The following is a 17,062-nucleotide window of genomic DNA, read 5'->3' as shown; positions in this document are numbered from 1 at the left end:
AATATTTTTTTATTTATGTCATATTTCAATTATTATTTCAGATAACTAAGATGAGAAAAAATTTGCCGTCGAGTATCTTTAAATGCTCTGCGACCATGTAAAAATCTGGAATTATCAATCATCACCATGTCGCCACTTTGCCACGGGATCGCCCCAGTCAATCTATTTATGATTGTGTTAATTTCGTCGATAACTACATCAGTAATCGGTGAACCATCTTCAAAGGTTACTGTCTGGGATTTTCCTTGTAAATAAGTTACTAAAAATTGTGGCAGAGAGCCAAAAAAGTTTCCGAAGACCGAGCTAGTATACGTCTCTAGCAAATATGACTTTATCTTCTCCCAAGTTCCTTGTTTCTGATACCACGGTATGATGCTATTAGCAAATGCCTCTTTACCAGAGGTTCTTGTTTTGACTACAGCAGAGCAAATATATTCCATGTGTATAGACCGATCGTCTCTGACAAAGTAATTTATTCCTTCAAACTCAGATAACGATCGCTTCGCATCGTCAATAGTGGTATCTGAACCAAAAAATAACTTCCAGCTATCGACATCAAAATCAAACATAAACTTGATCTTTTTGGAAAGAAATAGTTGTTTCGACTGTTCACTTAACTCTTTCCAAACCTGTACTCCATCCCAGAACAGAGTTTCACCATTTTCTGCTGCTGGTACAGCACAACAAAACCAAACAACATCAGGACGAAATGGACTGACTGCATTCTCACAATGAGGAGGAACATAGTCAGTTCCGTTGTCTACTAATTGGATAAATTTGTCTGGGGAATCAACAATTTGCCTTTGGGGATCTCGGACATATTTAGAACTAAATTTTCCCGAAAATTCTACCATTTGCTCATAATTAACCCCAAAACCTCGAAAAAGCAAAAGACCAAATGAATTGAACAGGTCTAATGTTTCTTGAGTTGGTAGGTTAAGGATATTTTCGCTTTGATCGCTAAAAATTATTTTAGCATCGGTAGTTCCAAATGTTGCTAAATTTATCATTGTATCCATGATTTAAAGTTTTTTCTTTTGATTAATCAATAATTGTTTTCGTTTTTCCACCGCTTGTATTTGTTTATTTGCACGGTCACGTATTGGTTTAAATAAAGTTTGATTTTCTGGTTTTTGATTTAAAGATTGTGTTAATGAGCTTATAGTTGGATTCTGAAATATTTCTATAATGGATATATTACAGTTAATAACTTCTTGCAGTTTGCTGTTAACCTGAACTATCAATAGTGAATGACCGCCAAGGTCAAAAAAGTTGTCATTGACACCCACTTTCTCTAGATGTAGCACCTCTTGCCAAACAGTAGCGATCGCTCGCTCTATCTCAGAACGAGGAGCCACATAAACTTCTTCTAACTTTGGGCGAGCGCCATCTGGCACTGGTAATGCTCGACGATCTACTTTGCCATTCGTCGTTAATGGCAGCGCCTTTAGCTGTACAAATACTGACGGCAGCATATATTCCGGTAGTTTCTCTTTAAGAAAGTTTCGGAGATTGGTGGTGGTAGGCGCTATATCAGTATTGGCAACAAAATAAGCCACCAAACTCTGATTCTTTGGTAAGTCCTCCCGCTTTAACACTACTGCTTCTTGAACTTTTGGATGTTGTCCTAATAAACCCTCAATTTCTCCAAGTTCAATACGATAACCACGCACCTTTACTTGATGGTCAATCCGACCCAAAAACTCTAGATTTCCATCCCAACGATAACGAGCCAAGTCCCCAGTCTTGTACAATCGCGCTCCTGGCTCGTGACTAAAGGAATTTGGAACGAATTTAAGAGCTGTAAGTTCTGGTCGATTTAGATAACCTCGCGCTAAACCAGCACCACCAATATATAGTTCACCTGGAACTCCAATCGGCACTAGCTGGTAATATTGGTCTAATATGTATAGCTGAGTGTTAGCTATTGGCTGACCAATAGGAACTGAGCTTGACTCAATTTCACCGTTGGGTACTCGATAAATACAACAGCCTACCACAGTTTCTGTTGGGCCATATTCATTTACCAACATCGTATCAGGTGCAAATGTCTTCCAGAAGCTGATGCTTTCTGTCAAGAGGTTTTCTCCTCCGATGATGAAAGCTCTAGTTATACCTGCTACTTCTTTTGACGATAATTGCCCAGAAAGTAATAATAGTTCGGCTGGTGTGATTTTAACCAGACTCAAGTTTGATTCTTGGCGAAGTGCATTCCCTAAAGACTCTATGCTTTGGTCTTCAGAAATAAGTTCCACCTGACGCCCAACTAGCAATGGTGAGAACAGGCTTGTGATAGTTAAATCAAAAGCAAGAGAAGAGTGAACGGTAGTTCCTTTACCTTGCTCAACTGTATATGCTTGAGTACACCAACTTAAGTAGTTGAGTAATCCCTGATGAGGAATTAATGTTCCTTTTGGTTTACCAGTGGAGCCAGAGGTGTAGATAACATACGCTAAGTTGGCGAAATCTGTCTTGCAAATAGGGTTTTTTGAAGATTCTTGAGCAATTTCTTTCCAGTTCAAGTCTAGACAAATTACCTTAGTGTTATCAGTTGGCAATTTCTCTATCAACCCCTGCTGAGTTAGCAGTACTGGACTCTGGGTGTCTTCTAAGATGAAAGCTAAACGCTCTTTGGGATGTACAGGATCTAAGGGTAAGTAGGCTCCGCCAGCTTTTAAAATACCTAACACTGCAACTACCATTAAGGGCGATCGCTCTAGACAAATCCCCACTAATACCTCTGGTTTTACTCCCAGCGATTGTAAGTAGTGCGCCAGTTGATTTGCTTGGTTGTTTAATTCCCGATAAGTTAATTGTTGATTTTCAAAGACGACTGCAATAGCATCTGGTGTTTTTTCTACCTGTGCTTCAAACAGTTGATGAATGCACTTATTTTGAGGATAATCTGTTTTGGTATCATTCCACTCAACTAATAATTTTTGTGCTTCAGATGGTGTTAATAATTGCAAGTCTGAAATGCGTTGTTGGGGATCGCTAACTATGCTTTCTAGCAAAGTCTGCAAGTGTCCCAGCATCCGAGTAACGGTATCTGCATTAAACAAATCTGTATTGTACTCGCAAGTCGCAACCAAGCCTTGCTCAGAATCCTCCATAAACAATGTCAAATCAAACTTAGATGTGCCGTTGTAACCTTCCTCATAAGTAACTGATATATCCGATAGGCTTATATTGGGTTTTGGAACATTTTGGAGAACGAACATCACTTGAAAGAGTGGGTTGTAGCTCAAGTCTCTGCTGGGATGTAGTTCTTCTACTAGCTTCTCAAAAGGTAAATCTTGATGAATATAAGCTTCTAAAGCTGTTGACTTCACCCGCGCTAATAACTCTTGAAAACTCAAATCGCCAGAAAGGTCTGTACGTAACACCAAAACATTGACAAAAAACCCTATTAATGATGTAAATTCTGCTCTATTTCGATTGGCGATTGGCGAACCGACCAAAATATCTGTCTGACCTGTATAGCGATACAGCAAGGTTTTAAAGGCTGTAAGCAAGGTCATAAACAGAGTTACTCCCAAATGACGGCTCAAATTCTTTAGCTCTTTTGTCAAAGTTTGAGAAAGAACTAATTTTGCTTGAGCGCCTGTGAAGGTTTGAACTGGCGATCGCGGCCGGTCTGTTGGTAAATTCAGTACAGTCAGATCGCCACTTAACTTTTGTTTCCAATAGGTAAGTTTTGCTTGAATGCGATCGCATAGCGTGTGCGTAGCGCTCTCCACTTCAAACAATTTTCGTTGCCAATTGACAAAATCTCTATACTGAATGGGTAGTTCGGGAAGTGGTAAGAGTTTGTCTGTGGAAAATGCTTCATATAATGCAGCTAGTTCTTCGATCAGAATACTTATAGACCAACCATCGACAATTATATGATGTAGAGCGAGCAACAATTGATAATTTTTATCATTTAATAGTAAAACTTTGGCACGCAGAAGCGATTGACAAGATAAATCAAACGGCTGCTGTGCAAATTCCATAGCTAAACATTGTGCTTTTGGAGTGGGTTCGCGAAATGAACGCAAATCTTCAACCGCCAAAGTTAAGGGTACAGCTTGATTTATAACTTGGATTGGTTGTCCATCAACCACTGTAAAGCTTGTGCGTAATACTTCGTGTCGTCTAACAATTTCATCAAGACTGTCTTGCAAGATTGCTAAATTAATGCAGCCTTTGAAGCTAATAACTATAGGAATGTTATATGTAGGACTATCGGGATTTAACTGATTGATAAACCACAATCCCTGTTGGGCAAAAGAAAGAGGATAAATAGATGTGTTTTTCTCTTGTTGAGTAAGGGATATTAAGGGTATTGCGTCTGTTGTCAGTTGAGCGAGGATCTTTGTAGCTAGCGATCGCGTATTCATCCCTTCAAAGAAGTCTGCTACGGATACTTCTACCTCTAAATCAACCTCAATCCGGTTTTTCAACTCAAACACTTTTAAAGAATCAAGCCCCAGAACACTTAATGGTTCTTGAGGATTGATATCATCTGGTGCGATCGCCAGTACTCTCGCTTCCTGTTCAATCAAATATGTTTCTAGAATCGGTTGACACTCCCTTGGGGAAAGCGCCAAAAGTTCAGAACGTTGTAATTGAGTTTCTTTTGTAAGAATATTGCTAATTTTGAGAATGTTGCTGACAAGTACATTCAGTTCACCATTCTGAAACTGAGCGCGAGTTGCACGACGTTGAATTTTACCACTGGAAGTTTTGGGAATACTACCTGGTTTAATCAAAACCACAGCATAAACTTGGACTTCATGTTCTTCAGTTACAGCTTGGCGAATTGCAGATATAACTTCTTCTAAATTTGGCTTGGCGCGAAACTTCAATTCTTGGACGATTACCAGCCGTTCTTCATTGTGAACCTCGACTGTAAATGCGGCGCTAGCACCAGAATTTAAAGACGAATGGCTGCGTTGGGCGGTTAATTCTATATCCTGTGGGTAAAGATTTCTACCGCGAATAATAATTAAATCTTTGGCTCTACCTGTAATAAAAAGCTCGCTATTTTCTAAAAAACCTAAATCTCCCGTCCGCAGAAAAGGGCCTACACCGGTGTCAGATAGATAAGCATGAAAAGTTTCTGCTGTCTCTCGATCGCGATTCCAATAACCTTGACCAACACTCGGCCCAGATACCCAGATTTCCCCAATTTCACCAGGTTTACAACTACTGAGTGTTTCTGGATTAGCGATCGCTACTTCCAGTTGTGGTATAACTCGACCACAACTAACAAAATAATAGACATCTTCAGTACTCTGGGACTGGGTACTGGGTACTGGGTACTGGGAAGGAAATTCTTTTAAAGCCTCCACTTCACTCGGCTTTAATATTTGGTTCGAGTCTGAGTCTGAATCCTCATGCAAATCTTCCCGTTCCCCAGTCCCTAGTCCCCAATTCCCAGTCCCCAATTCAACTACCCGATTAGATTCTAATGCAGACTTCTGGACTGTTTTGATTATCGGTGATGTCGCCTTCTCTACTCCAGAAACCATCAAAGTTGTTTCAGCCATCCCGTAACAAGGGTAGAATGCTTCTTTACGGAAGCCACAATCGGCAAAAGCTGCTGCAAACCGCTCTAAAGTATCATACCGAATCGGTTCCGCGCCGTTAAATGCCACACTCCAACTACTCAAGTCAAGAGTTTCTTTTTGTTCAGGAGTAATTTTTTGAGTACATAATTCATAGGCAAAATTAGGGCCTCCACTGGTTGTGCCTTTGTAGTGAGATATGGCCTGCAACCAACGGTAAGGACGTTGAAGAAAGGAAGTTGGAGGCATGATGATGCAAGGAAAACCTCCATATAAAGGTTGCAATATTCCTCCAATCAAGCCCATATCGTGATACATTGGCAACCACGTCACGAACTTACTTTCTGGAGAATGCTCCATAAATTGGTAAGTTGTGTCAGCATTGTGCAGTAGGTTCCCATGACTAATCATTACACCCTTGGGTGTCCCTGTAGAACCAGAGGTGTATTGCAAAAAAGCTAAAGTATCTCGATCGATAGAGGGTTCTTGCCAATTATCTTCTATTCCCTCTGCAAGATTATCAGTAGTTAGCCACTGTAAGGATTCTAAGTCAGTCTTTTGTGTCATTAAAGACTGCACATTCGGCAGGATTTCTGTTGTAGTGAGAGCGATCGCTGCTTGTGCATCTATAGAGATAGCTTTTATTCTTGGTGTATTGCGCTCATTTCGAGGGGGATATGCAGTTATAGCCACAACTCCTGCATATAAGCAACCAAAAAAAGCAACTAAAAAATCTAGTCCTGCGGGATAAAGTAGTAAAGCGCGTTCCCCAGTCAAACCCAATGCTTGTAATTGAGCAGCTATTTGGCGCGATCGCCTATCTAATTCTTGATATGTTAGCGTGGTTTGTTCTATCTCCCCATCTAACAAAAAGGTAAAAGCGTCTCTATCTGGTTGCGTAGAGCTTCTTAAGCGTAGTAGTTCGACAACTGTAGAAAAATTGCCAACAACATCAAATAAGCTATGAGAAAAACTATGCATTTTTATTTTCAACTCAACGCAATGTACAACTTATTTTTTATAAGAAAATCAATTAAACAAACATACTCTTAAAGAATTCCATAAAATAATTGAGTTTTCCAGCAGAGATTGTATGGGATAAATAATGAGGTGCAATGTTTAAAAAAACTGACACCATATTCTTTTGCCATAAAAAATCTTGAATTTTCAGATCGTACCAAAATGATAATGATATATTCTTATCTACTGCGGTAATATGATGCCACCAAAAAGGAGGTATATAGAGTATTTCTCCTGGTTTAAGGATAACTTCTATTTTTTCTTGCCAAGGAAACTTCGGAAATAATTCCAAATTCAAGAGGTCAGGATTTACCTTACTATTAAATCCTACGCCAGAAGGACTATCAAGAGGTGGATAGAATGACAAATAATTTGAAGGCGGATATAAAAGTATTCTTTTTCTCCCTCGGATTTGAGCAAAAATATTATGTAGTGGATCGAAGTGAAGGTTAGTAGTTGAAGAAAATTTTGTACTTGAAAAACCATACCATAGTATAACAAATGCCTTTCTGTTTAAGTATTCTGGATAAGTTACATCTCCAACAATTTCCGGAAAACGCTCTTCAAAATATGCCTCAGATAAATAGCATTCTAAATTACGATCTTCTAAATGGTTATTTATATAATCCTTGAGTTTAATTTCTTTTTGAGGCTCATAGCCATCTTCATTAGCAAAGTTTTTATGATCGTACCAAAAATCTTTTTGATAAAATCTTACTGGAACCATATTATCTCCACAGTGTTTTATCAGATAATCATTAGACCAATTCTGACAAGCACCCCAATGTTGAGCAACATCTTCAATTATAAAAGGCTGAAATTGTTTACATGTCTCAAAAAATTGCTTTGTACTAGGATTTTTAATTTTTAAAATTGACTCACTAGCTTGAATTTGCATAGAAACTCCAATCTCCTTACTTTAATTGAAAGTTTTACACTGGTTATTAAGTATTGCCATCTAGAATGAATGTTAGGTTTTTATTCATTTATGAATTATCAGAGCAATTTATTGGCTGATGTCCTTTTTTGAAGTTCAAGTTAATCTCACAGACTTATCTAATAATCAGGCACTTTTCCCAGTCAAACCAATACTTGTAATTGATCAGCTATATTTGTGCGATCGCCTATCTAAATTCTTGATATGTTAGCGTTGTTTGTTATGTTTCACCATCTAAGAAAAAGGTAAAAGCATTTCTATTGGACTGCGTAGAGCTTCTTAAGCCTAGTATTTCGACAACTGTATAAAATTTGCCAACAATATCAAAGAAGTTATAAAAATATTTATCCATTTCTATTTTCAACTTCCTTTATACAACGTACAATCAATTTTTATTACAAAAGCATCAATCAAACATCTTCTTAACAAATCCCAATGCCAGATTCTTGAGATTTCCAGCAGTGACTGAATGAGATAAATAATGAGGTGCAATGTTTAAAAAAACTGACAATATATTTTTCTGCAAAAATAAATCTTGAATTTTCAGAGCGTACCAAAATGATAATGATATATTATCGTCTACTGCGGTAACATGATGCCACCAAAAAGGAGGTAGATAGAGTATTTCTCCCGGTTGAAGTATAAATTCTATTTTTTCTTGCGAAGGGAATTTCGGAAATAATTCCAAATTCAAGAGATCAGGATTTACCTTACTACCATATGCTGCGCCAGAACTATCCTCAAGAGGTGGATAGAATGACAAATAATTTGAAGGTGGATATAAAAGTATTCTTTTTCTCCCTCTAATTTGAGCAAAAATATTATGTTCTGCGTCAAAGTGAAGGTTACTATTTGAAGAAAAATGTTTACTTGATAAACCATACCAAAACATAACATATGCCTTCCTGTTGAAGTATTCTGGATAGGTCACATCTCCAACAATTTCAGGGAAACGTTCTTCAAAAACTGCCTCATTTAAATAACATTCTAAACTATAATCATTCTTTGTTTTAGTAACTCTATCTTCTATTTGGTTATTTATATACTCCTCTAATTTCATTTCTTTATGAGTTTCGTAACCATTATAATAAGCAAAGTTCTTATAATCATTCCAAAAACCTTGTTTAAAAAACCTTACAGGAACCAGATTATTACCACACTTTTTTATCAGATAATCATTTGACCAATTATTACAAGCATCCCAATCTTTAGCAACATCTTCAATTATGAAAGGCTGATATTGTTTCCATATCTCTGAAAATTGCTTGACACTAGGGCTTTTGATTTTTAAAATGGATTTACTAGCTTGAGTTTGCATTTTCAATCTCCTTACTTTAACTGAAAATTTTACACTGCTTATAGATATTGCTATCTAGAGTGAATATTGGGTTTTCATTCATTTATGAATTATCAGAGCAATTTATTGGTTGATGTCCTTTTTTGGAGTTAAAGTTAATATCACGGACTTGTCTAATAATCAGGCACTTTTCCCAGTCAAACACAATACTTGTAATTGAGCAGCTATATTTATGCGTCATTTTTGACTAAAGACATATGTTTGTTTTTTCTGTAAAAGTTTAATATTGAATAATTTAAGAATTATCATTGAGATTAGCTAAAAAAGCTTCTGCCTCTTATGCAGATAATCCTTCAACTTTTTCCAACACTGCTCAATCATTTCTGCTTGCTTACCTGGCATAATTAATTGCACCAAAAAGTCAAGCATTGGCAACCCTACAGGAAATTTTGCTCCTAATCGAGAAACTAATTTAGTTGCAATCTGGGTCCCTCCTGCCAACTCGGATTTCTCACTTGTGAGAAATCCGGGTTAATTGTTGTTGGCGTTTTAAGTAAGGATTATGAACGACTACCTAAAACTTCGGAGACATTCATCTGTGTTCCCATGATTCGTATCATGGTTCGACGACTGGCATAATTTTTAGCTATCTTCGTTATTGCAAGTAATTTTTATTTATCCTTGATTACATTAACGAGAATAAGTTGCTTTAGCAAGAGGATTTTTATAGATAGTCTTTATCAAAAAGCGCTTTAGTATTAGCTTTGCTTATGTAATTTTATTTAATTTTATTTATAGGATGACGAGCAATATACTTTTTAAAATCTCATCTCAAAACAGATATCTAAGTTTTACATGAGGTTATATAAACTATCATTTTCGCCTTATTTGGGGCAAATTCGTAATTAATAAGGCTATTTTGGTTTTGGGAAATACTTGTTTGGAAGGTAGTTTTGGCTATTAGTACAATCTCTGATTAGATATCAAGCAAACATACGGCTATAAGAATAATTACTGCCTGGGATACATTATTAAATAAAAAAGATTATTAATTATCTTGTGTCTAGCATCACTTCATAATATGATTCAACTAGCTTAAACCTAAATGACAATTCTTTTCAAAGATTGTCATTGTGTCTCCGAGTCCAGCCAAGTAGTGTGATTGAGTGTAAGCGGATCAATGAAGTTAGATAAATTTTTTCAAAGCCTGCTGTTAACAGGTGCGGTTGTTGTTGTGATTAACATTCCAGTTAAAGGTGAGGAAGTACGAGAGAATGTTCAAAGCAAATCTTCTACCCAGAAGGTAGGAAAATCTGCATTAGATGAGAAGGTTGCAGTTACAAATAAAAAATTTGCGAACAGCAAATCTCCAGTACTAGCTCCCAGTAGCAAAAAATCCCAACTCCTTAAAACAAAGTCGGATAAAACAAGTAAAAATATTCGCCAACTAAGCGAAATCGAACTTCCCGCTACTAGCGCCCAAATGCTGGTACAGTCACCAACACCAACTAACCCCCCTAACTCAGAACAAAGAAATGGGGATCAACAAGTCATACCAATCACAGGAGTCAAGGTAAATCCCACAGACAAAGGTGTGGAGTTAATTTTAGAGACATCTCTTGGGGAAAAACTACAAACTATAAATCGTAGTCAAGAAAATAACTTTATTGTTGATATTCCCAACGCACAACTGCGTTTACCCAGTGGTGAAGCTTTCGTATTTCGTTCAGAAAAACCACTTACGGGAGTGACTGAGATTACAGTCATCAACCAGGATGCGAATACTGTCCGGGTGATGGTGGTAGGTGAGGCAGGACTACCACAAACTGAGTTGTTTGATGGTGATGAAGGTCTGATTTTTGGAGTGACAACAACTGCTGCAACAGCGACGCAGCCACCGAAAACACCACAGCAACCAGTAAATGAGACACCGCAAGAGGAACCAGCAGCACAACCGGATGAGCCGATTGAATTGGTGGTGACAGGGGAGCAAGATGGGTATCGCGTACCCAACTCTTCAACTGGGACAAGAACCGATACACCTTTGCGTGACATTCCTCAATCGATTCAAGTCATACCACAACAAGTCTTGCGTGACCAACAGGTTACTCGCTTAGACGATGCACTCAGGAATGTTGCTGGTGTAACTCAAGAATTTACCAGTGGTCCCGGTGTTTACTATAGAATTCGCGGATTTGATCTAGCGAATAATAATTCGCTCAGGGATGGTTTACCCGATCCTGGCGTTGGAGATTTGGTTGAACTTGCCAATGTTGAGCGAGTCGAAGTTCTCAAAGGCCCAGCATCCGTGCTATTTGGCTTGGGTAATCCGGGAGGAAGCATCAACATTGTCACTAAACGTCCCTTAAGTGAGCCTTTTTATGCTGTTGATGCAACTGTTGGCAGCTATAGTTTCTACAGAGGTGCGCTCGATCTCTCTGGTCCGTTAAATGACTCGAAAACCGTATTGTATCGCCTCAATACAGCCTATAGAAATTCTGGTAGTTTTATCGATTCCTACAGTAGTGAAAACTTCAGTATATCACCTGCGATCAGTGTGGCAATTGGTAAAAGAACTAACCTGAATTTAAATGCAGACTATATCGAGACTAGAGATTCTAGTCCAGGATTTGGTTTACCGACTGTTGGCACTATATTTCCAAACCCTAACGGTAAAATCCCCCGTAATCGCAACCTTACTGAACCTTCTGATGAAATAAACGGAACAATTACAAGGGTCGGATATCAACTAGAACATAAATTTAGCGACAATTGGTCTTTAAGCAATGCTTTCCGGTATGGTTTAAGTAGTTATGAATCCAGACAAACAAGACCTGGAAGTTTGGATGCAAACTTAGAAACTATTAGTCGTTCTTTCTCAATATTTGACCAAGATTTAACGATTTATACTCTAACAACAAATGTTGTTGGTAAGTTTACTACAGGTTCGATTAAGCATCAGCTTCTATTTGGGGTTGATTTGAATCGTTATATAAATGCAACACCAAGATTTGCATCTGCTGATGCCGCATCCATTAATATATTTAATCCTGTTTACGGTCAACCAAGAGATGCGTTTAATTTTGAAACTACCAATAAAACAACAACAGATTCATTAGGAATCTATCTTCAAGATCAAATCGCCCTAACAGAAAATTTGAAGCTGCTGTTGGGTGCGCGGTTTGATGGTTTCGATCAGACATCTGAAGATTTTTCTTCTAATACAGAAACCAACCAGTCAAATAGTGCCTTGAGTCCTCGATTTGGAATTGTTTATCAACCCATCCCCCCTATTTCGCTGTATGCCAGCTATATCAGTTCATTTACTCCAGCACAAGGCACATATCTTTTTGGCGCTAGTTTGGCGACAGCTTTTGACCCAGAACGGGGTAGACAGTATGAGGTTGGGGTAAAGGCAGATTTAAACGACCGACTTTCAGCAACGCTTGCTTTCTATGATTTGACGCGTACCAATGTTTTGGTAACTGACCCCAGTACAGGTTTTCAAATCCAAACAGGTGAGCAGAACAGCCGAGGGATTGAACTGAGCGTGACGGGCGAAATTTTGCCGGGATGGAGTATTTTTGCAGGTTATGCCTATACTGATGCACGTATTACCGAGGATACTACTTTTGAAGTTGGAAACAGATTGCCCAATACCGCATACAATGCTTTCAACGTATGGACAAGCTACGAAATTCAAAAAGGTGATTTACAAGGGTTAGGATTTGGTTTTGGTTTGTTTTTTGTGGGCGATCGCGCTGGAAATTTGGAAAATACTTACGATGTACCGAGTTATGTTCGGACTGATGCAGCTATTTTCTACAACAGAGATAGATTTAGAGTCGGACTCAACTTTAAAAACTTATTTGATGTAGAGTATTTTGAAAATACCTATTTTGGCGATCGTGTTGGTTATGGACAGCCCTTTACAGTTCAAGGAACCATTTCATGGCAACTTTAATAATCTAGACAATCATGCGACATTTTTCCTACTGGCTAATATTGGGCTTCTTAGGATTTATTCTAGTTACAGCTTGCAGTCATCACCCATCTGAAAATACATCCTCTTTACCTAAACAACCAAATGCAGAATGTCGCATGGTTAAACACACAATGGGGGAAACCTGTGTTCCCATTCACCCCCAACGTGTTGTTACCTTATCATCATGTACTTTAGGCAATGTCCTGGCACTCGGTGTTCAACCTATCGCAACGACCAACGAAGTTTATCAGGAGAAAAACTCTCTAACAACCGTTAAAGGTAAAACAGAGGGAATAAAACTAGTCGGACTTTCTCAACCCAATTTAGAAGCAACATTACTACTCAAACCAGATTTGATTATTGGTGTAGATTGGTTCAAGCCAATATATCCTCTACTATCTAAAATTGCCCCTACAGTATTGGGTAAAATCGATTATCCTAACTGGGAAGACCATTTTAGTTTTGTGGCTGAAGCATTAGGAAAGCAAGAGGTTGAAAAAGCTCTTTGGAAACGCTACTATGAGCGAATGCAACAGCTAAAACTAGCATTAGGAACTCGCTACCAAGACAAAAAAGTATCATTTATATATATTTGGAATGAGCGAATATCAATTGACGCCAAAAACTCATTCGCTGGCTCCATTCTTAGCGATGCTCTTTTGCAGCGTCCAGCTTCACAAAATATGGATTCACCTTATGGAGCATTTCCTATTTCCCTAGAGGAATTAGAAAAAGCAGATGGGGATATTTTATTTGTGACAACTTATTCAAGTGGTGGCAATCAATTTCTGGAAGAGAAACAACGAGATCCACTTTGGAAAACCCTTAAGGCTGTTCAAGAAAATCATGTTTATTATGTTGATTTTATGTCATGGGCTGCGACAAATATGCTTGGAACTGATGCAGTAATTGATGATCTCTTTAAATATCTCGTCAACACCCCTGAATCCAAATGACCAAACACACGCTATTAGTCTGCAAGTCTTGCCACCGTTCATCTGAAGAACGACCAGAAAATCCGCCTTTCGATGGTGCTATTTTAATTGATCGACTAAACACTTTATGCGTCGAACAATTTCCGTCTGATGAAATTAAAATTCAGCCTGTTGGATGTTTATGGGCTTGTAGTAAAGGCTGTGTTGTATCTGTATCAAGCCATAACAAAGCCACCTATCTCTTTCTCAATCTTACCCCAGAAGACAGCCCAGCAGCATTATTAGAATTTATGCAATTGTATATCAAGAGTCGTAAAGGAGTTTTAGCATGGGAACAGCTTCCTGAGCTTTTACAGTCTGCGATTTTCGCGCAAATTCCGCCTGTAAAATCATAGCTTTGGTAATACCCCTCTTCTGTCACTCTCCGGGAGGGCAATCGCTAGAAGTCTTATGAGGCAATCAATACAAGCTATACTATTAGAAAAAAATTGGTCTTGTATTTGTTATGAGAAAATAATCGCGCGATTGCTTGCTATACAAAAGCTCTAGAATTCAGAAATGGTAAATGTTTTCGGAGAGTGACAGAAGAGGGGTATATGTTTTTGCGATGGGGATAAATATCACTTTGACACCCTACTTTTTATTTCATCCCTGACTGCACGTTCCATAAACCAGCATAAATCTTATTTTTCTCCAGTAATTTTTCATGTGTTCCCGACTCAACTAATTCTCCATATTCCATTACATAAATACAATCAGCGTTGCGGATAGTGGAAAGACGATGAGCTATGGCTATCGTCGTTCGATTTACAGTAATCCGTTCCAAAGAACGCTGAATAGCGGCTTCAGTTTCATTATCTACCGCTGAGGTAGCTTCATCTAAAATTAAAATTGGTGGATTCTTTAGAACAGCCCTAGCGATCGCAATTCTTTGGCGTTGTCCACCAGATAATTTTTGACCCCGTTCTCCGACTATCGTCTCATAACCTTGGGGTAGCCGCAGAATAAAATCATCAGCTTCGGCAATTTTCGCAGCTTCAATTATTTGTTCATCGGTAGCATTAAAAGTACCATAGGCGATATTTTCAGCAATCGTACCATGAAATAAGAATACATCTTGGCTGACCAAGCCGATACTGCGACGCAAATCACCTAGATTTAATTTTTGGATATTAATACCATCAATTGCGATTATCCCAGAAGAAATATCATACAATCGCAATAATAATTTAACTAAAGTGCTTTTGCCAGAACCTGTAGAACCAACAATAGCAATAGTTTTACCTGCGGGGATATGTAAGGATAGTTTTTTAATTATTGGCTCTCTATCTTGATAAGCAAAAGTAACTTGTTTAAAGTCAATTTTACCACGGACTTGATCGATAGATAAAAATTTATCTCCTGTAACAATGTTGATGGGAGTATCTAATAAATTCATCACACGCTTGGTAGAAGCCATTGACCTTTGATATTTGTCAAATATTTCTCCTAATGTTACTAAAGGCCACAACAATCTCTGTAATAAAACGAGTAAAACACTGTAACTCCCAATAGATATTTTTCCAGCATGTGTCGCCATACCTCCCCAAAACAATAAAGCTGTGAACCCCACTAAAACTAGCATTCTAATTAAAGGATTGAATGCAGCAGAAAGTTTAATTGCTTTGGTATTACTTTTTCTATATTCTTCGCTTTCTCCTGCCAATCTAGCGCTTTCATAATTTTCGGCAGTAAAACTTTTAATTGTGGTAATACCACTGATATTATTTGCTAGCCGGGAGTTCAGAAAGCTTACTCTTTCCCGCACTTCAGCATAACGAGCTTCCAGAAGCTTTTGATAAGTAAAGGAACCCCAAATAATAAATGGTATTGGCAACATTGCTGCCAAGGTTATAGAAGGGGGTAAAATAAAGAATGCACCACTAGTTAAAATAATAAGTGAGGTGATAAGATTGATAATCTCATTAGCTCCATAATTTAAAAAATCTTCTAACTGGTTGATATCATCATTCAAAATTGATATCAAACCGCCAGTGCTACTTTCTTCAAAGTAAGCTGAATCTAATTTTTGTACATGATTGTAGGCATCTAAACGTAAATTATTCTGGATATTTTGGGCTAAATTACGCCAAAGTCTACTATATGAGTACTCAGAAATTGATTCTACTATCCAGATAATGATAGTGATAAATGTAAGCAGTAAAAATTGCCAAAATATATCTTTGATACCCAATTTGGAAAAGAAAGAATTTTGCTGCTCTACGAGAATATCTACCGCAATACCAATTAACCACGGTGGTGCTAAGTCTAAAATCGTATTGATGATAGAACATGATGTTGCCTGCCAAATTTGTTGGCGATATTGGTTGCCATAGTTGAGTAGGCGTTGTAAAGGAGAGGCTGAATTTCTAGGATTTTTAGATACTCTAGGAGATTTGGATGTGGTTGTCACGACAGTTTCTTGTTTGTAGTTAGGTGATTGATGATAGCGATATCTTTAGTAGAAATCTAATTAGGAATTTAAGTAAATTTGTTTGTTATTTACTTTTCCCTTTCGTCCTATCGGTACACACATTGGCGTCTCTACCACTGGGTCAGGAATAATCCGACACTCCAACCCAAAAACCTCTTGAACCATTTCTTGAGTCATCACTCGCTTTGGTTCCCCAGCAGCAAAAATTCGACCATCTTTGACTGCAACTAAGTAATCAGCATAACGACACGCTTGATTTAAATCATGCAGTACCATCACAATTGTCCGTCTCTGATTTTGGTTTAACTCATACAACAAATCCAAAATTTCTATCTGGTGCGCCAAATCTAAAAAAGTAGTCGGTTCATCTAACAGTAAAATCTCTGTATCTTGCGCCAACGCCATTGCAATCCAAGCTCTTTGTCGTTGTCCACCAGACAAAGTATCTAATGCTCTATCTGCTAATTTCAACAAATCTGTAATTAAGAGTGCCTGCTGCACGATTTTTTCATCTTTTGTCGACCACTGCTGTAACCAATTTTGATAAGGATAACGTCCTTGTGCTACTAAATCTTGCACTGTTAACCCTTCTGGTGCTACTGGTGCTTGGGGCAAAATACCTAACTGCTGTGCTACTTCTTTGGTAGAAAGATTGAAAATAGACGTTCCATCAAGATAGACTGTACCGCTACGGGGTTGAAGCAATCTTGCCAGACCTCGTAACAAAGTTGATTTCCCACAACCATTAGCACCAACTAAAGCACTAATTTGTCCGGCGGGGATTGCCAAATTTAGGTCACGGATAATCAGCGCCCCATCATAAGCTAAAGACAGACTTTTAGTTGAGAGTCCTTTCATAGGTG

The 17,062-nt window shown here is 38.1% G+C and carries 9 protein-coding genes; 3 read left to right on the top strand and 6 right to left on the bottom strand.

Annotated elements, in window-relative coordinates:
- Positions 1 to 32: 32 nt before the first annotated feature.
- From RMY32_RS28325 to RMY32_RS28310, 4 genes are all read right to left on the bottom strand, one after another.
- Complete coding sequence (locus tag RMY32_RS28325; protein WP_322711390.1) at positions 33 to 1,019, bottom strand: TauD/TfdA family dioxygenase; 987 nt, start codon at positions 1,017 to 1,019, stop codon at positions 33 to 35.
- A gap of 3 nt (positions 1,020 to 1,022) precedes the next feature.
- Positions 1,023 to 6,533 (bottom strand): non-ribosomal peptide synthetase, encoded by a 5,511-nt coding sequence (locus RMY32_RS28320; protein WP_322711389.1) that lies wholly within the window; start codon positions 6,531 to 6,533, stop codon positions 1,023 to 1,025.
- A gap of 52 nt (positions 6,534 to 6,585) precedes the next feature.
- Positions 6,586 to 7,470 carry a cupin-like domain-containing protein gene (locus RMY32_RS28315; protein ID WP_322711388.1) on the bottom strand — a complete coding sequence of 295 codons (885 nt, stop codon included), beginning with the start codon at positions 7,468 to 7,470 and terminating at the stop codon, positions 6,586 to 6,588.
- 445 nt (positions 7,471 to 7,915) lie between these two features.
- Complete coding sequence (locus RMY32_RS28310) at positions 7,916 to 8,827, bottom strand: cupin-like domain-containing protein (RefSeq protein WP_322711387.1); 912 nt, start codon at positions 8,825 to 8,827, stop codon at positions 7,916 to 7,918.
- 1,159 nt (positions 8,828 to 9,986) lie between these two features.
- Between RMY32_RS28310 and RMY32_RS28305 the strand changes: the two genes are divergently transcribed.
- From RMY32_RS28305 to RMY32_RS28295, 3 genes are all read left to right on the top strand, one after another.
- On the top strand, positions 9,987 to 12,770 hold the full coding sequence (locus RMY32_RS28305; RefSeq protein ID WP_322711385.1) for a TonB-dependent receptor: 2,784 nt from the start codon (positions 9,987 to 9,989) through the stop codon (positions 12,768 to 12,770).
- A gap of 137 nt (positions 12,771 to 12,907) precedes the next feature.
- On the top strand, positions 12,908 to 13,747 hold the full coding sequence (locus RMY32_RS28300) for an iron-siderophore ABC transporter substrate-binding protein (protein WP_322711384.1): 840 nt from the start codon (positions 12,908 to 12,910) through the stop codon (positions 13,745 to 13,747).
- A complete protein-coding gene (locus RMY32_RS28295) occupies positions 13,744 to 14,121 on the top strand; it encodes a DUF1636 family protein (RefSeq protein WP_322711383.1) in 378 nt (125 codons plus the stop codon). Before RMY32_RS28300 ends, RMY32_RS28295 begins: the two co-directional genes overlap by 4 nt.
- Positions 14,122 to 14,366: 245 nt before the next feature.
- Here RMY32_RS28295 and RMY32_RS28290 read toward each other — a convergent pair whose 3' ends face one another.
- Both RMY32_RS28290 and RMY32_RS28285 read right to left on the bottom strand, forming a co-directional pair.
- The gene (locus tag RMY32_RS28290) at positions 14,367 to 16,178 is read right to left on the bottom strand and encodes an ABC transporter ATP-binding protein (RefSeq protein WP_322711382.1); all 1,812 of its coding nucleotides are present in this window, start codon (positions 16,176 to 16,178) and stop codon (positions 14,367 to 14,369) included.
- Positions 16,179 to 16,238: 60 nt separating this feature from the next.
- Positions 16,239 to 17,057, bottom strand: a complete 819-nt coding sequence (locus RMY32_RS28285) for an ABC transporter ATP-binding protein (protein ID WP_322711381.1) — start codon at positions 17,055 to 17,057, stop codon at positions 16,239 to 16,241.
- Positions 17,058 to 17,062 lie beyond the last annotated feature (5 nt).

The organism is Nostoc sp. ChiSLP03a (assembly GCF_034531215.2).
Taxonomy (GTDB): Bacteria; Cyanobacteriota; Cyanobacteriia; order Cyanobacteriales; family Nostocaceae; genus Nostoc.
This window is presented reverse-complemented; position numbering and strand designations above follow the sequence as displayed.